Source organism: Lacisediminihabitans sp. FW035, assembly GCF_054880895.1.
Genome location: NZ_CM142187.1, coordinates 3,720,267 through 3,740,912, shown reverse-complemented (window position 1 = coordinate 3,740,912; position 20,646 = coordinate 3,720,267). Strand labels below are relative to the sequence as shown.

The following is a 20,646-nucleotide window of genomic DNA, read 5'->3' as shown; positions in this document are numbered from 1 at the left end:
CCGCGCGGTCCGGGTGTGCGAGCGTGAGCGCGTCGCGGGTAACGCGGCGACCCCCGAGGCGCAGCGAATACACTCGCCTGTGAGCAACACTCGCCGGTCGAATCGAGCCGACCGTCGTGCCGTGCGAGCAACTCGAGGGGGACCGATGAATAAGACCGCAACGGTCTACGACGTCGCCGCCCATGCCGGAGTGTCGATCGCGACGGTCTCGCGGGTCTTTCGTCGTCCCGATGATGTACGCGCATCCACCAGGGAACACGTGCTGGCGTCAGTGCGCGAGCTCGGCTACGTGCCGAACGCCAGCGCCCGCGGTCTGGCCGCGCGGCGCACCGGGGTGCTCGGCCTCTACTTCCCTGACTTCGATGCGGTCGAGGATGCCGATGACGACCCCCTCGCCGACGCCGCTCACGGCCGCGACGACGCGACCATGGACGTCCCCGGTGCCGGCAGCCCCGATGCCGAAGGCGACATCCCCAGTGCCGACACGCCCGTTGCCGACACCCCCAGCGCCGGCCCGAGCGCCGCCGCAGCCGCCGCTCGCTCCCGGCCCGCTCCGGTCGAGATCGTCCTGGATATGCCCGACTCCGGCACCGAGCGACGGCCGAACCTCTATTTCGACGAGGTCTTGAGCGGCAGCGAGCTACAGGCCTGGCGCGACGGATTCACCCTGATGGTTGGCGTCGGCCGGGGCGCGAACGCCGTGGACATCGTGGCGGATATCGCCGGTCGGGTCGACGGCCTCGCCCTGCTCGCCGGCAGCGTTCCCGATGCGATGCTCCAGCACCTGTCGCGGCGAATACCGATCGTGCTCATCGCGGGCGCCCGCCGCGACGACGACTACGACCATGTGACGGTGGCGAACGCCGAGGGGATGCACGCGCTCACCCGGCATGTGATCGACGATCTCGGTGTGCGGGATGCTGTGTACGTCTCCGGTCCGCAGAGCACGCCCGACGACCGCGAGCGCTACGACGGTTTTCGTCGGGCGCTCGCCGAGAGCAACATCGACGCCGACATCCTTCCCGTCTACCACGGGGACTTCTCCCGACACAGGGGACGGGAAATCGCGGCGGAGATCCTGGCCGCTGGGCGCCCGCCGCGAGCCCTCATCTGCTCGAACGACCAGATGGCGCTCGGCATCATGGAGGTGCTGCAGGCGCGAGGCATCCGCATCCCCGCGGACACGATAGTCACCGGTTTCGATGGCATCGAAGACGGACGGATGTCGAGCCCTCGCCTCACCACTGTGCAGCAGCCGATGGTGAAGCTCGGCCGCGCGGCGATGCGGGTGATGCGTGGTCGCCTCGAGGATCCGGCTCAGCCGCCGATCGCCGTGCGCCTCCCGGTGAAGCTGCTGCTGCGCGAGAGCTCGGAGGGCGCGGCCACCCCACCGAGCAGGGCGTAGCTCGACGGGGCCTCGAGTCGCGCTGCAGAATCGCCCGAAAACCCGTTGCGAATGGCCGCCCGCCGGTCGTGAACCTCTTGGCGGGGGATACGTCCGCTCGTGGAGGCGGGACCGCATCGCGGACGGAGAAACGCCTCCCGCCGCGATCCCTTAAACCCGCCGCGAAGGCCGGACCGGTCGATGCTTCGCCACCGGTGTCACTCGCGCACCGCAGGCCCCACGGCGGGGACGGCACCGCCACCGCGGCCCCCACGGCGGGGAGCGAACCGCCACCGCGGGCCCCACCGGCGGGCAGCGGATCCGCGCCAACGAGCCGACGCAGCGGGGGGGCCAAACCGCCGCCGGGCGCCTCCGCAGAACGCACCGACCCTTGCAATCCCCGATGTATGCGCATACACTCACTCAGGCAACCGCGACACCCTTTCGGGGGGTGCCACACTCTTATCCGGTCGACGACGACACGAAGCAGGTACTGGGCAATGAAGCATCAGCAGAACGACACACAGGCGGCGGCTCCGGTGCGCAGTCGGCGGCGACGAGTCGGCACGATCGTCGGGGCGATGCTCGGCGCGGGGGCGATGCTCGCCGCAGGACTGGCCCAGCCTCAGGTCGCCAGCGCGACCGCGACTCCGGACTCGCACCACCCCACCACCACCCTGAGCGCAGCACAGAGGGCGACGCTGCTCGGGATCGCCAAGGACACCTGGAAGTTCTTCGAGAAGGACGTCGACCCGGTGACCCACCTGCCGCTCGACAACCTCGGCCCGGGCGACACGACAGGCGCCTACACCTCCGCCGCGAACATCGGTGTCTACCTGCAGTCGGTCGTGGCCGCGAACGACCTGAAGATCATCAGTCGCCCCGAAGCCCGTTCGCTTCTCTCCGCGACCCTGAAGACTGTCGGCGCGATGCAGCGAGACCACGGTTTCCTTCACCAGCGGTATGACACCGGCACGGCTCAGGCGATCCTCAACCCGGGCCAGGCGGCCTGCGACCCGGCCGCAGCGCCCGCGCAGGACAACTGCTCGTTCCTTTCCGCGGTGGACAACGGATGGTACGCCTCCGGTCTGCTCGTGACTCGGTCGGCCTTTCCCGAGCTGAAGAAGACGGTGAACGCGCTGATCGCCCCGATGGACTTCTCGATCTTCTACGACAACCGCGCGCAGAGCGCGTGCAACACCAATGCGGCCATCGAGGGCAACCAGCCCACCGGCCAGATGTACGGCGGGTACTACTCCGGCCAGGGGCCCGCGGGCTACCACAACGGGGCGCTGTACAGCGATCCGCGCATCGCGATGTACGTGGGGATGGGTCTTCACCAGATGCCCGGCGACGTCTGGTGGCGCACCTGGCGCACACTGCCTCCGAAGCAGTGCGACACCGATCCCGACTTCTCCTGGCAGGGGCAGGCCCCGGCCGGCTACTGGACCACCATCAACGACCCGCAGTCGGGCAAGCCGTTCCGCGTCTGGGAGGGTCACTACACCTACCCCGGCACCGATCTCACACACCTCCCCACCTGGGGCGGCGGCATGTTCGAGGGGCTCATGGCCAACCAGATCGTGCCAGAGACCCAATGGGGACCGAAGGGACTCGGCCTCGCCGACATCCGCCTCGCCCAGGTGCAGCAGAAGTATGCGACCGAGCAGCTGAAACTGCCGGTCTGGGGGATGTCTCCCTCGAGCACCGCGGATGACACCGGCGGCTACGGCATCTTCGGCGAGATCGGCCAGAAGTTCGGCACTGGCAACGGGCTCTCCCAGTGCGGTGCGGGATGTGCCAACGCCGAGACCGAGACAACGGTGACCCCGCACGCGTCGTTCATCGCCCTCGGTGTGACACCGCAAGAGGCCTTCACCAACATCGAGAAGCTGCGCACTCTCTACCCGGACGTCTACACGACCGACGGTGGCTTCTACGATGCGGTGAACCCGACGACCGGGGCGGTCGGCCATCGCCGGCTGGTGCTCGACCAGTCGATGATCATGCTCTCGCTCGACAACGCCCTGGCGAACAACGCCCTTCGCAACCACTTCGCCGCCGACCCGGCGTCCTGGGCCGCGAAGCTCTACCTCGGTGTCGAGACGATGTCGCTCGGCGCGACATCGGTCGGAAAGGGACGTTGAGCATGAAGGCACGATCACTGGTCAGAACGATCGCGGTGGCCGCAGTACTGGCCCTCGCGGTTACCGGATGCAGCATCCAGATCCAGAGCAAGCCCGACCCGTCCATCGGCGCGGACACCATGCTCATCGCCGCGGACACCGGGTCACCGACCCTTACCCGCAACTTCAACCCCTATCTCAGCAATGCCCGAACGGCGACCCCGTACATCTACGAGCCGCTCGTCGTGGTGAACAACCTCGACGGCGCCGAGCATCCGTGGCTGGCGAGTTCGTACACGCAGCCCGACGCGCAGACCGTGGAATTCAGCATCCGTAAGAACGTGACCTGGTCGGACGGAGTGAAGTTCACGCCGGCCGACGTGGCCTTCACCTACGCGTTGCTCAAGAAATACCCCACCCTCGACACGAGCGGAATCTGGCAGTACATCAAGTCGGTGGATGTCGCGGGCGACGTGGTCACCGTGCACCTCAAGGGCGCCGACTCGCCGGCCGCGATCATCATCGCCCAGGTGCTGATCGTGCCGCAGCACCTCTGGAGCAAGGTCGCGAAGCCCGACACCTTCCTCAATCCGAACCCGGTGGGCACCGGGCCGTACAAGCTGGGCAACTTCTTCCCCCAGCAGTACAGCCTCGATAAGAACGAGAGGTATTGGCAGGCCGACAAGGTGGCCGCGAAGCATCTCGTGCTTCCGGGTTCCAACACCCAGCTCGACGTGGTGACCAAGGGCTACGACTGGGCCTACTCGTTCATCAGCGACGTGAAGGGCACCTGGCTCGCAGCGAACAAGGACAACAAGTACTGGTTCCCGCCGGGGGGCACGATCGTGCTGTACCCCAACCTCACGAAAGCCCCGTTCGACAATCTCGACTTCCGCCAGGGGCTGTCGGCGGCGCTCGATCGCAAGGCGGTCGGAGACTCGGCCGCTGAGGGCTACATGGACCAGGCGGGCCAGAGTGGAATGCTGCTGCCGGCCCAGAAGTCCCTGCTCAACCCGGCCCTTCCGAACGACGGGCTGATCACGCAGGACACCGCCAAGGCGATGGCCTCGTTCAGCGCCGCCGGCTACACGCTGCAGGGCGACAAGCTCGTCGATGCCGCCGGAAAGCAGGTCTCGATCTCGATCACGACGGCGAACGGGTACACCGACTGGCTGCGCGGAGTGCAGGAAGTGCAGAAGCAACTCGGAGCAGTCGGCATCGCCGTCAAGGTCATGCAGCCGCAGCCCGCGGCCTACCAGCTCGCACTGCAGAACGGCGACTACGACCTGGCGATGGGAGGATTCGGTGGCACCGGAACGGTCTACCAGGACTTCAACGCCGCACTGTCGAGCTCGTTCCTCACACCCGTCGGCAAGGCCGCTCCGAGCAACTTCGAACGGTTCTCGGATGCGACGACGGACTCACTTCTCTCGCAGTACCGCGAGACCACCGACAAGGCGAAGCAGTTGCAGCTCGGATACCAGCTGCAGAAGGTGATGTACGAAAAACTTCCCGTGATCTCCTTGTACTACGGCGGATCGTGGGGCCTCTACAACACCCAGAAGTTCACCGGCTGGCCCACGGCGGATGACCCGTACACCAGCCCGAAGAACTATCAGTCGACGCCGCTGCTCGTGTTCACGCACCTGAAGCTCGCGGACCAATCGAAGGCGGCGAAGTGATGTTCGCACTGCGAAAACTCGGCCTGTTCGTGCTCACCCTGTGGGCCGCGGTCACCCTCAACTTTATCCTTCCGCGCCTCATGCCCGGGTCGCCGACGGACGCCGCGCTGGCGAAGCTCGCCCAGAGCGGCCCGGTCTCGGCGGCCACCAAGAAGGCGATCGAAGCCCAGCTCGGGGTGCCCACCGGCAATCTCTGGGACCAGTACGTGTCGTACCTCCACCAGGTGGTCACGCTCGACTTCGGGGTGAGCTACACGTTCTTCCCGCAGCCGGTCTCGACCCTCGTCTCCGAGGCTCTGCCCTACACGATCGTGCTGGTGGGTGCCGTGACGATCATCGCCTTCATCGGCGGCACGCTTCTCGGTGTGCTCGCCGCCTGGAAGCGCGGCACCTGGCTGGATGCCCTTCCCACTCTCGGAGGCAGCTTCGGCAGCGCATTCCCCTACTTCTGGACGGCGCTGCTGCTGCTCTTCTTCCTCGGCTACGTTGCGCACCTCTTCCCCACCTCGGGGGCAGCGGGGGTCACCTCGACGCCGGCGTTCACCGGGGCGTATATCGTCGACATCCTCTATCACGCGGCACTTCCGGCCCTCACGATCCTGATCACCTCCCTCGGCGGCTGGATCCTCGGGATGCGCAACACCATGATCAACACCCTCGGTGACGACTACGTGATGTTCGCAGAGGCCAACGGGCTGAAGAGCCATACCGTGGCCATTCGCTACGCGGCCCGGAACGCGATCCTGCCGAACCTCACCTCCTTCGGGCTCGCGCTCGGCGGCGTTGTGGGAGGTTCGCTGCTCGTCGAGTCGGTGTTCGGCTATCCGGGTATCGGCTACCTGCTGCTCAAGGCGGTCACCAACCAGGACTACCCGCTCATGCAGGCCCTCTTCCTGATGATCACCGTGAGCGTGCTCGTCGCCAACTTCCTCGTCGACATCCTGTACGGCGTACTCGACCCGCGTACCCGAAAGTAGGACACGACGATGACGTCTCCCGCAACCCTCAACCCCGCTCCCGTGCAGAACAGCGGCACCCCGATGGAGGTCGCAGCGGCGCCCTCGGCCTGGCGTGTCGTCGGCCGAGTCGCCGCCACCATCTGGAGCAATCGCAAAGCACGTATCGGGGTGGTGATCCTGGGCATCTTCCTGCTCACCGCGATCTTCGCACCGCTGCTCGCCCCCTACGACGGCAGCGCCAACGGCTTCGCCCGCAGCGCCAACGGCAGCGCCGCGCACTGGTTCGGCACGACCGCCGCGGGCGAAGATGTCCTGAGCCAGCTCATCTACGGAGCCCGGGTGAGCGTGCTGGTCGGCTTCGTCGCCGGGCTGTTCTCCACGATCATCGCGGTGCTCATCGGTCTCAGCTGGGGCTATGTTCGCGGCTTCGCCGCCGACGTGATCAACTTCATCGTCAACCTGTTCCTCGTGGTTCCCGCCCTGCCGCTCATGATCGTGATCGCCGCCTACCTGCAGAACGGTGGCATCGGCATGATCATCCTCGTCGTGGTGATCACCGGCTGGGCCTGGGGCGCTCGAGTACTGCGCAGCCAGACGCAGTCGCTGCGCTCACGCGACTTCATCACGGCGGCGATCTTCAGCGGGGAGGGTTCGTTCCGCATCGTCTTCCGCGAGATCCTTCCCAACATGACCTCGCTCATCGTCGGAAGCTTCTTCGGCGCCGCGACCTCCGCCATCCTCGCCGAAGCGGGGCTCGAGTTCCTCGGGCTCGGCGACTCGTCAACGGTGAGCTGGGGCACAATGCTCTTCTGGGCGCAGAACTCCAATGCGCTGCTCACCGGCCAGTGGGTGCTGCTCTTCGCCCCCGGCCTCTGCATCGCCCTGCTCGCCACCTCTCTCACCCTGATCAACTTCGGCGTCGACGGGCTGAGCAACCCGCGTCTCCGGGAAGGAACCGGACGATGACCGACACGGCAACCCTCACCGCTCCCGTGGTCGAAACGCGCCCGCTCCTCGACGTGCGCGATCTCTCGGTCGTCTACGAGACATCCGGCACCGAGACCGTGCGCGCCGTGACCGAGGTGTCGTTCGCCCTGCAACAGGGCGAGTTCGTCGGGCTGGTCGGGGAGTCCGGATCGGGCAAGTCGACCCTCGGCTTCGCGCTGACCCGCCTCTCCAAGCCGCCGGCTCGCCTGAGCGGCGGGAGCATCCTCTTCGACGGCCGCGACATCGCAACCGTCGAGGGGGAGGAGCTGCGCCGGCAGCGGCACGGCGGATTCGCGATGGTGCTGCAGTCCGGCATGAATGCTCTCAACCCGGTGCGCAGCATCCGCAACCACTTCGTGGACATCTACCGGGCCCACGGGCACGTGGCACCGGACCGCTGGGAGGCGCGTTCGACCGAACTGGTGGAGAAGGTGGAGTTGCCGAAACAGGTGCTCGACCGCTACCCCGGCGAGCTTTCGGGCGGCATGCGCCAGCGGGTCTCCATCGCGCTGGCCCTCTCGCTCGAGCCGCAGCTTCTGGTATTCGACGAGCCGACCACCGCGCTCGACGTTCTGGTGCAGCACGCCGTGATGGACACGATCAAGCAGCTCCAGCACTCCGAGAACTTCACCGCGCTGCTCATCAGCCACGACCTCGGCGTCGTGCTCGAGGCCACCGAACGGGTGCTCGTGATGCACGAGGGCCGCATCGTCGAAGACGGCTCGGCCCGCGACATCCTGAACCGTCCGAAGGACGACTACACGCGGATGCTTCTGAGCCACTACGCCGACCCCCGGGCCGAGGTGGTGCAGCTGCCGGGCTTCGAGAACCGAGCGCCCGCGCCGACGACCGAGACCGGATCCCGGCCGAGCGCGAACCGGGCCGCCACGAAGACCCTGGTGGTCGACCACATCTCCAAGGTCTATCCACCGCCGCGCCGGGGCGAGAAGGCCGTCACGGCGGTCGACGACGTCTCTTTCACGCTCGAACCGGGTGAGGCGCTGGCGTTGGTGGGCGCATCCGGAAGCGGCAAGTCCACCATCGCCAAGCTCATCACCGCCGTGGAGAAGCCCACTTCGGGCAGCGTGACCTTCGGCGACCTGCGGGTCGACACCCTGCGCCGAGGCGCCTTCCGCGCCCTGCACCGCGATGTGCAGATGGTGTTCCAGGACCCGTATGCCGCGCTCAATCCGCTGCACACAGTCGAATACACGCTCATGCGCCCGGTGGTCAACTTCACCGGGCTGCATGGCCGCGAGGCTCGCGGCCGGGTGCTCGAACTGCTCGAGACGGTCGGGCTCTCCCCGGTTGAGCAGTTCGCCGCGAAGCTGCCTCACCAGCTCTCCGGAGGCCAACGTCAACGTGTTGTCATCGCCCGGGCGCTGGCAAGCGACCCGCAGGTGATAATCGCCGACGAGCCGGTCTCGATGCTCGACGTCTCCCTGCGTGCCGGCGTGCTCGCCCTGCTCGACGATCTCCGGGTGCAGCGCGGAGTCAGCATGCTGTACATCACGCACGACCTGCTCAGCGCCCGGGTGGTGACTGACAACATCCTGGTGCTCAACGGCGGGAAGGTCGTCGAGCGTGGCGAGACGGCGACCGTGCTTCGGCATCCCACCAACGAATACACCGTGCGGCTTCTCGATGCCGTGCCGAACCCCAGTCGCGACACCGTCTAAGGAACCCCCATGCTCGAATTCCCCGCCGGCTTCCTCTGGGGTGCCGCCACGGCCGCCCACCAGATCGAGGGCAACAACATCAACAGCAACTGGTGGGTGCACGAACATGCCGCCGACACCACGATCGTGGAGCCGAGCGGGGATGCGGCCGACAGCTATCACCGCTACCGCGAGGACATCCGGCTACTCGCAGAGCTCGGGCTCAACTCCTACCGCTTCAGCGTGGAGTGGGCACGCATCGAGCCGGAGCGCGGATTCGTCTCGCGCGCCGAGATCGACCACTACCGCCGCATGGTCGACACCTGCCTCGAGTTCGGGCTGAAGCCCATCGTCACCCTCATGCACTTCACCGTGCCGCGGTGGTTCGAGCGGGACGGATTCTGGCGGGCACCGGATGCCGCGGACCTCTTCGCCCGCTACACCGAGCTCGCCCTGCCGATCGTGTCGAGCGGCGTGGACTATGTCTGCACCATCAACGAGCCGAACATCGCGGCGATGCTCGCCGGTGGCGAGGATGCGTCGAACCTGGTCTCCTTCGGACTGCCGAACCCCGACCTGCAGGTGGCGGATGCCCTGCTCGCCTCGCACCAGCGCTCGCGCGAGGTGCTCTCCTCGGTGTCGGGCCTCAAGACCGGCTGGACGGTGGCGACACAGGCCTTCGCACCCACCACCCTGCCCGACGGCTCGGTCGAGCCCGGAGCCGCGGAGGCGCTCGCGGCCTACGGCTATCCCCGAGACGACTGGTACCTCGAGAACATCGCTGGTGACGACTTCGTCGGCGTGCAGGCTTACACGCGCACCTTCATCGGACCGGACGGCCCCGTGCCGGTCGCCGCCGGCGTGGAGACGACCCTCACCGGCTGGGAATTCTTCCCGCCGGCCGCGGAGCTGGGCATCCGTGCCGCCTGGGAGCTCAGCGACCGCGTGCCCGTGATGGTCACCGAGAACGGTATCGCGACAGCGGATGACTCGCGCCGCATCGCCTACACGCAGGGGTCGCTCGAGGGTATCCACGCGACGATCGAGGACGGCATCACCGTGCTGGGTTACCAGCACTGGAGTGCCCTCGACAACTACGAATGGGCGTCGGGGTTCGCACCGACCTTCGGGCTCATCGGCTGGGATCGCGAGACCTTCGCCCGCACGCCGAAGCCAAGCGCAGAGTGGTACGGAGGGGTGGCCCGAGCGAACGGGGTGTGACTGTCTGACTGTTCCTCTTCGTCAATCGTGGCGCGGGGAGGTCCGCTGCCGCGCGACCACCACGCACAGCACCGAGAGCGGACCCAGCAGCAGTTTCTCCCATCGGCTCGCGGAGGCGAAGTTGCCGAGCGCGCTCAGCGCCAGACGCGGTACGAGCAGGCGACCTACTCGACCGGCGGTGGTACCGGGGGAGTGGGAGCCGGATCCGTCCACCCGAGGTTGCGCGCCATCCGCTCGAGGGTGTCGAGCGCCTCGGAATACTGCTGTTCGGAGATGCCGTCGGCAGTGAGCGCTCGGGTCTTGTCGACGGTCGCCGCGAGAGCCGCGAGGGCGGTGCGGCCGGCGTCGGCGAGGGAGTATCCGGACGGCGAGAGGGCGACCCATCCGCTCTCCACGAGTTCGGCCAGATGCTCCGCCACCGTCTCGCCATCGACGGCCGACAGGAACGGCGCGAGCGCGGCATCCAGCTGTGCGCCGGTGGCCGGCCCGCGCGAGAGCACGTTGAGGAGCTGCCACTGGCGGCGGGTCACGCCGTGCTCCTCGAGGGTGTCCGCGAAACGTTCGTCGATCAGGCGATCGACGAGCTTGAGCCAGAATCCGATGGGGCGCTGATCGGTCATGAGCACAGGGTAGCGGGCACTGCGCCCCCATTCGGTGAAGTTGGAGTGTGGAGTCGCGCGGTGTGCTCGGGTACTGCGCGCCCGAAAGTGCACTCTGCGGTTAATGGTCAGCAGGCGGCGAACACTGCGCCCGATAGTTGACCCTGCTGCCGAAGGATGTGGCGCGGAGTCAACTTTTTGCCGCAGAGTTTCTTTTCCTGCGGGCGCCGAGCGCCCTACTCGACCGGCGATAGGGTCTCGACACGTCGCTGCGCTCCTACTCGACCGGCACAGGTCTCGTGCTCGACCGGCGGAGGGTCTCAGTACTCGAAGCCGAGCTCCTCGGGATAATCGCCGAGTGCGGTGAGCGTCGTCGCGGCCTTCTGCAGGTGCGCGAGCGTGAGGCCGAGCACGCCCGGACCGAAGCTGACCCGCGCGACGCCGATTTCGGCGAGCCGCTTCAGCGACACCGAGGTGGGGTTGGAGATGACCGAGACCGGGCCGTTGACATCGCGGATCGCACGCTCGACGAGCCCCTCGGTCGGCAGCCGCAACACGAAGATGCTGGTCGCGCCGGCGTCCAGGTAGCGGTTGGCCCGTTCCATCGCGCCGGCCCAGTCGGCGGGATTGCTTACGAGCGAATCCACTCGCGCGTTGATCGCGAGCGGGACACCGGCCGCATCGGCGGCTGCCCGGGCGGCGGCGACCCGTGCCACCGAGCTCTCCAGGTCACGGAGGGGGCCGGATGCCGACTCCAGCGAGTCTTCGATGTTGAGGCCCGCGGCCCCGGCTTCGATCAACCTCGCGACGTTGTCGCGAACGCCCGCGGCATCCGCTGCGTAGCCCTTCTCGAAGTCGACCGAGACCGGGATCGACACGGCAGCGGCGATGATCCGCGCGGCCTCGAGTGCCTGCTCCACCGTGAGTCCCTCGTTGTCCGGCACCCCGTGCGCGAAGCTGACGGCGTGACTGGCGGTCGCGAGGGCCTTGACGCCCTTGGCCTGCGACACGACGCGGGCGGTGACCGCATCCCAGATGTTGGTGACGATCAGCGGTTCGCCCGGGATGTGTAGCGAGGTGAGCAGGGCGGCCTTGTCGGCAGTGGAGGTCATGACTTCAGGGTATCCGGCGGTGAACAGCTAGTTCGAGCGCGCCTTCACCGGGATCAGCAGGATCAGCCCTACGAGCAGCACGATCACGATGCCGAGGATGCCCCAGTATTGGGCGCCCGCGACGGCGACGAACGTGGAGAACAGCAGAGGCGCGAGAAAGCTGACCGCGCGACCGGTGGTGGCGTAGAGCCCGAAGACCTCTCCTTCGCGTCCCGCCGGCGTGACTCGGGCGAGGAAGGTTCGGCTGGCGGACTGGGCCGGTCCCACGAAGAGACAGAGGAGGAGACCGCCGATCCAGAATGCGCTCTGCCCGCCATCGTGCGCGAGGAAGACACCGAGACCGGCGAGGATGAGCCCCACGAGCGAGACCACGATCACCGGCTTCGCCCCGAAGCGGTCGTCGAAGAGCCCCGAGATGAACGTGCTCACTCCCGCGACCACGTTCGCGGCGATGGCGAAGATGATCACCTGGCTGCTCGAGAATCCGAAGGTGCCCTGCGCGAGGATGCCGCCGAAGGTGAACACGCCCACGAGCCCGTCGCGGAACAGCGCGCTCGAGATGAGGAAGAGCACAGTGTTGCGGCTCTCCCGCCACAGGTTCGCGATGTCACGGAACAGCACGACGTACGACTCGAAGAACCCGACCCGGTCGCGGCGGTTCTCGCGGCTGATCTCCGGCACGGTGAACAGGATCGGCAGCGAGAAGGCGAGCGTCCAGAGGGCCGCGATCACGGCGATCAAGCGGATGTTGAGGCCGTCGTCGTGGGAGATTCCGAGGAACCCACCCGAGTCGGCGGTCAGGCCGACGAGCCCGAGCAGTACGAACAGCAGCAGCACGATGCCGCCGAGGTAGCCGGCCCCCCAGCCGAGACCGCTCACCTTGCCCACGGTGCGAGGCGTCGAGACCTGGATGAGCATGGCGTTGTAATTGACGGTGGCGATCTCGTAGAAGATGGTCCCCACCGAGACGAGGCCGACCCCGAGAAGGAAGAACGCGGGCTTTCCCTCGACGAAGAACATGAGGGCGGTCATCAGGACGACCACCCCGGTGTTGATGGCCAGCCAGAGCTTGCGGCGGCCCGAGGCATCCGTACGCTGCCCGAGTACCGGAGCGATCAGGGCGACGATGACTCCGGCGATGGCGAGGCCGTAGCCGAGGCTCGCGGTGAGGGATGCCTCGGCCGCGGTGAACGCCCGGTGGGCGGCGCCGGTGGGGGAGGTCTCCGCATCGCGGGCGGCGACGATCGCGGGATCCACGAAGTAGCTCGAGGTGAGGTACACCGTGAACACGAAGGTCGTGATGACCGCATTGAAGGCGGCACCACCCCAGTCCCAGAAGGCCCAGGCCACGACCCATCCGCGCGGGATCTTCTTGCCCTCCTGCAGGTCGAGGCCCGCGACCGCGATCGCGCCGGTGCGAGCGGGCTTCGGAACGGTGGGAGGAAGAGGAGCACTGTCCGTCATGTGCACAGGCTAGTGCTCGCGGGCGAACGCGAGGGTGAACGGATCGCGCGCACCCCCAGTTCTGGGCAAACTGCGCTTTCGCCTGTGGGAACGGCCGTGGTGGCCGATAGCTTAGGGAGCCAACCCGACCGCAATATATCGCAGCTCTCCGCTCTCGTTCGCCCACGCCGGGCGAGCCCTTCTAGTGGAGTCTCCGCTGCGCGCCTCAACCCGGAGCTGTGATGAAGACCTTCCTGCGTTCGCTTGTGATCACCGCGCTGGTGGCCCTCTCCATCGTCGTTCCGGTCACCTCCGGCGCCCAGGCCGCCGGCTCGCCGAACGTGCAGCTCAGCCGCACCGTCGATTCCTCGACCCTGTACGGCCGGAATGTGGCGATCACGCTGAGCGCGACCCAGACGACAGGACCCCAGGCCTACAACCTGTCGTTCACCGACATCCTGCCCGCCGGTGCCGTGATCACCTCCAGCGCCTACCCGGTTACGAAGCTCATCGCCCTGCCCGGTGGCACCACGCAGGTCATCTGGTCGAACGTGGCCGACCTCTCCACCGGCACCGTCGTGCCACTGGCCTATTCCTACTCGTATCCGACGGCCACCTATGACGTCGGGGCCGTGTTCACCGGAACCGGCGGCGCCTACGTCAACAGCGATGCCCGCACCGTGCCCAAGTTCTCGGCCACGACCGGCGCACCCACCGTCGGCAGCTTCACCGGCTCGGACACCTCAACCTCGTCGACGACCCTCGTGCCCTACCTGGTGGAGAAGTCGGAGCCGAGCCCGGAGAGCGAGCTGTTGCGTGGAGTGCACGACCACAAGACGGTCTACACGGTGAAGATCACGAACAACCTCGTCAAGTCCACTACCGGATTCACCCTCACCGACTACCTGCCCGCCGGCCTCGAATTCCTCGGCTGCACGAACGTCGACAACACCACCGTCGGTGACGTCGAGTACCCCGGATCCGGACGCATCTCCGACACTGCGCTGCCCACCATGAGCACCTGCGTTGTCCCGAGCGCCGTCACCACCGTGACCTCCGACCCGGATGGCGCCGGCCCGCTGGTGAGCGGCGTGTACACGAAGGTCGACTGGACCGGTCTCGGTGACCTGGCACCGAATGGCACCCTGATCCTCGAATACGCTGCGGCCATCCCACTGCGGGCGAATGTCGCGTTCGCCGGAACTGCCACCGCCAACCTCGACAACAACACGGGCCCGCTCACTACCGACGAGCAGCAGCTCACCAACCTCGCGGTGGCCACGGGGGTCTCCGGCGGTACGACCTACCCGGTGTCCGACACCTTCACCGTCTCGGCCGAGGATGTCGCGCTCCAGAAGTCGGTGAACCAGGCCACGATCACCCAGGGCGGCGCGAGCGCCTGGACTCTCAACATCGAGTCCTCGGAGTTCGCGCTGTCGACCGGCCCGATCACCGTCGTCGACACTCTTCCGGATGGCCTGGACTTCGTCTCCAGCACTCCTGCTCCCAGCTCGATCTCGGCCCCGGCGGCGAACGGCACGATCACGATCATCTGGACCCTCGCGGGTTTCACGGCATCGTCGAGCACCGCCACGATCACCCTGAATACCGTCGCGCGAGCCACCTACCGTTCCGGTGGCGGCCCGGTGAGTGCGAACGACTCGTGGACGAACTCCGCCACGCTGGCGACGAACGCCACCGTGATCACCGCCGCGGATGGCTCCACGAACGTGCTGCCGATCGTCGACGCGTCATCCGCTAGCCAGAGCGCCGTCGGCGTGCAGCTCGACAAGCAGGTGGCCGGGCCCGGCCCAGCGATCCCGGTCGATTGCGGTGCCGCGAGCGGATTGGCGTTTCACCAAAGCCAACAGGGGCCGTTCCATCCCGGAGACCGGGTCTGTTACCTGCTGACTGCGGACTTCCCCGGCGCACTCAACACCCTCAACAACAGCTTCACCGACTTCCTGCCGGCCGGCTACAGCTATGAGTCCTACCAGCTCGGCTCGGGCAACACAGTGACGGGCATCACCTTCAGCGGCGGCACCGTCGCGGCGCCCAATCCCACCTGGAAGATCTCGAACGCCTCGATCGGCACCCGCTTCGAGGTGCTGCTCACCACGCGCATCACCGACGCCAATGCGATCGCGACGGGGGACATCACCTCCAACCTGTTCAAGCTCACCTATGAGAACTCCGCCGGCAGCGTCTTCCAGCTGCGCGATCTCGCCGACACCCTCGTCACCAAGCCGGTGCTCGCGCTGGCCAAAGGCATAACCGCGCTCAACGGCACCGCCGTTCCGGGAGCGCCGGTCGACACCCTCACGGTGCAGCGCGATGATGCGGTCACCTATGCGGTCACCGTGAACAACACCGGCGGGCAGGATGCCTCCAACGCGGGCGTGCGCGATAACCTGCCTCCACTCATCCACTGCGCCGACGTCACCCTCATCAGCGCCGGCGGCACCTGCGACTCGGGCACCAACCGCATCGTGTGGTCGGGAGTCGCCGTCGCGGCCGGTGCCAGCACCACGCTCACCTACGTCGTGACCACACCGGCGACCGCCTCACCGCGGGACACCTACCTCAACACCGCCGGGGTCACGACGTATCAGGGCGACACGAACACCGGCACGCCTTTCACCTACGTGCCCTCGAGCAACATCGATCCGACCCTCGAGACGCAGGCGAACTCCGCCCCGGCGAAGGACACCGCCCAGGCCACCGTGCGGCAGCCGTCCATCACGAAGACCGCCGCCACCTCGGTGACCGAGGGCGGCAACGCCGACACGAGCCCGACAGTCGACCAGGCGACCATCGGTGAACTGGTCACCTACACCGCCACAGCCACTATCCCGCAGGGTACGAGCCTGTACGGCCCGGCCTCGATCACGGATGCCGTGGACGGCCGCTTCGTCATCGTCGGCACCCCCACGTTCACCGTCGCCGGGGGAGCGCCCCAGAGCGCGACGCTCGCGGGCAACACCATCACCGCGACCATCCCCACCACCTATTCGAACCTCGCGGACAGCGGTGACGACGTGGTCGTACTCTCCTTCAGCGCGCGGGTGAAGGATGTGGCCGGGACGGTGAGGGGCAACGTGATCCCCAACCAGGCGACCCTCGGCTGGTCCAACTCCGTCGGCACAGCGCGCACCGTCACCAGCGCCGCGACGCAGACCACCGTCGTGGAGCCGAACATCAGCATTCCCAAGTCGAGCAACGCGGTCGCCGGCAGCGTCGTGGCGGGCCAGATCGTCTCCTTCACGCTCGGGCTCACCAACGGCGGCGGTGCCAATGTCTCGACCGCGCACAACCTCGTCATCGTCGACACGGTGCCCTCCACGCTGACTCCGGTCGATGCGGCAGGGGTTGCGGCAGTCGACGGATCTGTGCTGCCCGCCGCTGACGGTACTACCTCGCCGAACGGCGGTGTGTGGAATCTCACTGCCCGCACGATCACCTTCAGCCGCACGTCTATCGCTCCGGCCAGCCTGGAGAACTTGACCTATCGGGCACAGGTGAACAACCCGCTGGTCAGCGGCGCCTCGATCGTCAACACGGTGAAGGTGACTGCGGACTCTCTCGCTACTGGTGGACGTACCGGATACCAGGCCACGAGTTCGCTCACCCTCACCGCTCCGGAGATCGGCGTCACGAAGTCGGCGACACCCGGCGCGCGCACGATCGGTGAGGTCGTCACCTACACGGTCGACGTCACGGTGCCCGCGTCGGTCGTCGCCTATGACGTCACCGCCCGCGACACATTGCCGGCGAACACCCGCTTCGGCCAGTTGCTCACCGCCACGTGTACGCAGGGTGCAGGATCCTGTGTACCGGACATCGTGCCGACCGTCATCGGCACCCCGACTGCTGCCGACACCGTCATCGGCTACTTTCTCGGTGACCTCGACTCTCCCGCCGCAACGGCGCGGATCGTGCACCTCACCTACACCGGCATCGTGGCCCCGGGAGCGGCCTCCGGTGACAGCCTCGTCAACTCGATCGCGCCGTTCTACAACCGCACCGACAAGATCACCGGAACGCCGACAACCGTACCGGCGGGCGTCACCTTCGATGCATCCGCAACTCCCGCGACGGCCAGCGTCGCCGTAGTCGAACCACGACTCACCATCGACAAGGACGTGGTCGGCCAGGTCGCCGACACCGACACCCGCCGTGCGAAGCCGGGTCAGACTCTCACCTACACCGTCGCCGTGCGCAACACCGGCACATCGCCCGCCTACGCCGTGAAGGTCACCGACACCCCGGACAACCGGGTCACGGGCTTCACCTCCACCCCGCCCGCCGGCGTGGTCGCTACCGACACCGACCCCTCCGACGGCACGCTCTCCTGGACCATCGCCGGCCCGATCGCCGTCAATGCAACGGTGACCATCGCCTATTCCGTGACGATGCCGGCGCTCACCGCGGCCGACGAGATCGTACCGGGTCCCGAGATCGTGAACACGGCGGACATCCCCTCCTACGCCGGGGTGGACCCGGCCCTCCAGCAGCCCGGGATCACCTACCTCGACTACAACAACGTGACGGCGGATGTCGTGGGCGTCGAGCTCGACCTCGCGTCCGTCGCCAAGCACGTCTGGTTCGACGCGAACGGTGATGGCGTCCAGAACGCCAGCGAGCCCTCTCTCCCCGGAGTCGGGGTCACCGTGCTCTACGCCGGCGCCGACGGCATCTTCGGCAACGCCGATGACGAGTCGCACAGCACCACCACCGACGCGAACGGCGACTACCTGGTTGACCAGCTGCCCGGCGGCCTCTACCGGGTGACCGCCGCGACTCCGACCGGCATGTCGCCGAGCTACGACCTCGACGGCGGCACGACCACTCCGAACGGCGTTTGGCAGGGCGCGCTCGCAGAGAACGCGAAGAAGGTCGACGTGAACTTCGGCTTCACCGGCACCGGCTCGATCGGTGACCGGGTCTGGTTCGACCAGGACGGCGACACGACCCAGGACGCCGGCGAGCCCGGTCTTCCCGGCATCCCTGTCACCGTGGTCTGGGGCGGCCCGGACGGCCTCCTGACTACGACTGCCGACAACGTGAGCTACCCCACGACCACCGGCGCGAACGGTGCCTATCTCGTGTCGAAGCTGCCCCCGGGGCCGTACATGGTCACGCTCGGCACGCTGCCGAACGGTTACACCGTGGATGCCGACCCGGCCGGTGGCACCACCAACACGAGCGCCCTGACTCTCACGGCGGGCCAGAACAACCTGGTGCAGGACTTCGGCCTCGACGGCACCGGCTCGATCGGAGACTTCGTCTGGCTCGACCGTGACGGGGACGGGGTGCAGGATGCCACGGAGCCCGGCATCGTCGGAGCGACCGTCGTGCTCACCTGGCTGGGCGTCGACGGCGTCGCCGGCGGTGGGGATGACGCCACCTTCAGCACCACCACCAACAGCACGGGTGGGTACCTCTTCGATCGCCTGCTGCCGGGCACATACTCGGTGCGGGTGACCGGCGGACTTCCGCTCGGAGCGACCAACTCCTTCGACCTCGACGGCAACAACAACTCGATCGCCCCGGTGATCCTCGCCGCCGGGCAGTCGAACCTCGGCGTCGACTTCGGCTATCACGTGACATCCATCATCGGAGACCGCGTGTGGTGGGATCGCAACCGTGACGGCGTGCAGGATGCCGGCGAGCCGGGCATCTCCGGGGTCGGCATCTCCGTCACCTACCTCGGCGCCGACGGCGTCGCGGGAGGCGGGGACGACCTCGTCTTCACCACCACGACCGACGTGACCGGCGCCTGGAGCGTGACCCAGATCCCGGACGGGAAGTTCGTCGTGCAGGTGACCGGAGGGGTTCCCACCGGCTTCTCGCCGACCTACGACGCCGACAGCGGCACGGCCTCGCCCGACGGGAAATCAACGGTCACCTTCAGCGGAAGCAACCTGCTGCAGGACTTCGGCTATGCGGGTACCAGCGGCCTCGGCGACACCGTCTGGCTCGATCTCGACGGCGACGGCGTGCAGGGGACCGGCGAACCGGGACTCTCCGGATTCACCGCGACCCTGGTCTGGTACGGACCGGATGCCGTGAAGGGGGGCACGGATGATGTCACCTTCACGACAACCACAGACGCCGCCGGGCACTACGGATTCGCCGGGCTCCCGGCCGGCGAATACGACGTGGCCGTCGCGCCCTCGGCATCCTCCACCGGGCTCGTGCCCACCTACGATCTCGACGGGACCGCCACGCCCTCCACCACTCACGTGTCCCTCGCTGCGGCGACGGTGCTCGCGACGGCGGACTTCGGATACATCGGATCCGGGTCGATCGGCGACACCGTCTGGCTCGACCAGAACGCCGACGGCGTGAAGTCCGCCGGTGAGCCCGGCCTCGCCGACGTCGTCGTCACTCTGCGCTGGGCCGGACTCGACGACCTGCTCGGCACCGCCGACGACGTGACGTCCACCACCACCACGGACTCCGCGGGTGCCTACCTGTTCGAGCGACTGCCGGCCGGCGTCTTCACCGTGACGCTGTCGAACCTTCCGGCGGGCATCACCTCCACCGTCGATCCCGATGGCGGGGCCGACAACAGGTCGCAGCTCACGCTCGCGGGGGCCGAGGCCAACCTCACGCAGGACTTCGGCTACGTCGGCGATGCCGGTGTGGGTGACCTGCTGTGGCTCGATGTGAACCATGACGGCATCCGCGATGCCGGCGAGCCGGGCATCCCGACCGTTCTCATCACCGTTCGCACGCCAGGCGCCGATGGCGTGTTCGGCACCACCGATGACATCGTGGTGAAGCAGCGAACGGATGCCGACGGCAAGTACCTCGTCGAGGGACTCCCGGCCGGCGGGGTCGTCGTCTCGTACGACCCGACCGAGCTGCCGCTCGGACGGGTGCCGTCATCCGACCTCGATGGCACCGACGCCGTCACGACAAGCACGACGCTCACCGCCGGGGCTACGCGCCTCGACGTCGACTTCGTGGTGGTCGGCAGCGCCACGCTCAACGGCACGATCTACGACGATCGCAACGGCAGTGGCCAGCGGGACGCGGGCGAGCCGGGCATCCCCGGCATCGGCGTGATCGTGGTCTGGCATGGTCCGGCTGGGAATGCAGCGGTCCACGTGGTGACGGACGCCGACGGGCACTGGCAGTTGCCGACCCTCCCGGCGGGCGACTACACGGTGACGCTCGACCCCTCGACGGTGCCCACCGGATTCCGGGCGACGACGTCGGGCCTCACTACCCTCGCGCTGCCGCCGTTCGGTGTGTTGTCGGCGGTCGATGGGCTCACGACCCTCCCCCTCGCCTCCACCGGCGGAGCGATCGGGGTCACCGGGTTGATCGCGCTGTTGCTGCTCTCGGCGGGACTGGCATCCGTGCTGGTCGCGCGTCGTCGGCGCGCCGCGTAGGGGTCCACCCCGCTCTCCCAAAACGCAGGACATTCGCCATCGCGCGGCACGTTTCGCCGCCGATGGGCCCCT

The 20,646-nt window shown here is 67.6% G+C and carries 11 protein-coding genes; 8 read left to right on the top strand and 3 right to left on the bottom strand.

The window, feature by feature from the left end:
* Positions 1-145 precede the first annotated feature (145 nt).
* From ACVXZ4_RS17735 to ACVXZ4_RS17705, 7 genes are all read left to right on the top strand, one after another.
* Entirely contained in the window at positions 146-1,405 is a 1,260-nt protein-coding gene (locus tag ACVXZ4_RS17735) for a LacI family DNA-binding transcriptional regulator (protein WP_461796103.1), read from the top strand.
* Between the two features lie 479 nt (positions 1,406-1,884).
* Positions 1,885-3,531: a glucoamylase family protein gene (locus ACVXZ4_RS17730; protein ID WP_461796102.1), complete on the top strand. Its 1,647-nt coding sequence runs from the start codon at positions 1,885-1,887 to the stop codon at positions 3,529-3,531.
* Between the two features lie 2 nt (positions 3,532-3,533).
* Positions 3,534-5,192 carry an ABC transporter substrate-binding protein gene (locus ACVXZ4_RS17725; protein ID WP_461796101.1) on the top strand — a complete coding sequence of 553 codons (1,659 nt, stop codon included), beginning with the start codon at positions 3,534-3,536 and terminating at the stop codon, positions 5,190-5,192.
* The gene (locus tag ACVXZ4_RS17720) at positions 5,189-6,169 is read left to right on the top strand and encodes an ABC transporter permease (protein ID WP_461796100.1); all 981 of its coding nucleotides are present in this window, start codon (positions 5,189-5,191) and stop codon (positions 6,167-6,169) included. The genes ACVXZ4_RS17725 and ACVXZ4_RS17720 overlap by 4 nt, the downstream gene beginning before the upstream one ends.
* Before the next feature lie 9 nt (positions 6,170-6,178).
* The gene (locus ACVXZ4_RS17715) at positions 6,179-7,117 is read left to right on the top strand and encodes an ABC transporter permease (RefSeq protein WP_461796099.1); all 939 of its coding nucleotides are present in this window, start codon (positions 6,179-6,181) and stop codon (positions 7,115-7,117) included.
* Positions 7,114-8,817, top strand: a complete 1,704-nt coding sequence (locus tag ACVXZ4_RS17710; RefSeq protein WP_461796098.1) for an ABC transporter ATP-binding protein — start codon at positions 7,114-7,116, stop codon at positions 8,815-8,817. Before ACVXZ4_RS17715 ends, ACVXZ4_RS17710 begins: the two co-directional genes overlap by 4 nt.
* A 9-nt stretch (positions 8,818-8,826) precedes the next feature.
* Positions 8,827-10,017: a glycoside hydrolase family 1 protein gene (locus ACVXZ4_RS17705; RefSeq protein WP_461796097.1), complete on the top strand. Its 1,191-nt coding sequence runs from the start codon at positions 8,827-8,829 to the stop codon at positions 10,015-10,017.
* 164 nt (positions 10,018-10,181) lie between these two features.
* On the opposite strand, the gene ACVXZ4_RS17700 is transcribed toward ACVXZ4_RS17705, so the two are convergent.
* The 3 genes from ACVXZ4_RS17700 to ACVXZ4_RS17690 form a co-directional block, all read right to left on the bottom strand.
* A complete protein-coding gene (locus tag ACVXZ4_RS17700) occupies positions 10,182-10,637 on the bottom strand; it encodes a MarR family winged helix-turn-helix transcriptional regulator (protein WP_461796096.1) in 456 nt (151 codons plus the stop codon).
* A gap of 299 nt (positions 10,638-10,936) precedes the next feature.
* The gene (locus ACVXZ4_RS17695; RefSeq protein ID WP_461796095.1) at positions 10,937-11,728 is read right to left on the bottom strand and encodes an isocitrate lyase/PEP mutase family protein; all 792 of its coding nucleotides are present in this window, start codon (positions 11,726-11,728) and stop codon (positions 10,937-10,939) included.
* A 27-nt stretch (positions 11,729-11,755) separates the two neighbouring features.
* On the bottom strand, positions 11,756-13,192 hold the full coding sequence (locus ACVXZ4_RS17690) for an MFS transporter (protein ID WP_461796094.1): 1,437 nt from the start codon (positions 13,190-13,192) through the stop codon (positions 11,756-11,758).
* A gap of 221 nt (positions 13,193-13,413) precedes the next feature.
* On the opposite strand from ACVXZ4_RS17690, the gene ACVXZ4_RS17685 reads away from it, so the two are divergent.
* Positions 13,414-20,574: an SdrD B-like domain-containing protein gene (locus ACVXZ4_RS17685; protein WP_461796093.1), complete on the top strand. Its 7,161-nt coding sequence runs from the start codon at positions 13,414-13,416 to the stop codon at positions 20,572-20,574.
* Positions 20,575-20,646 lie beyond the last annotated feature (72 nt).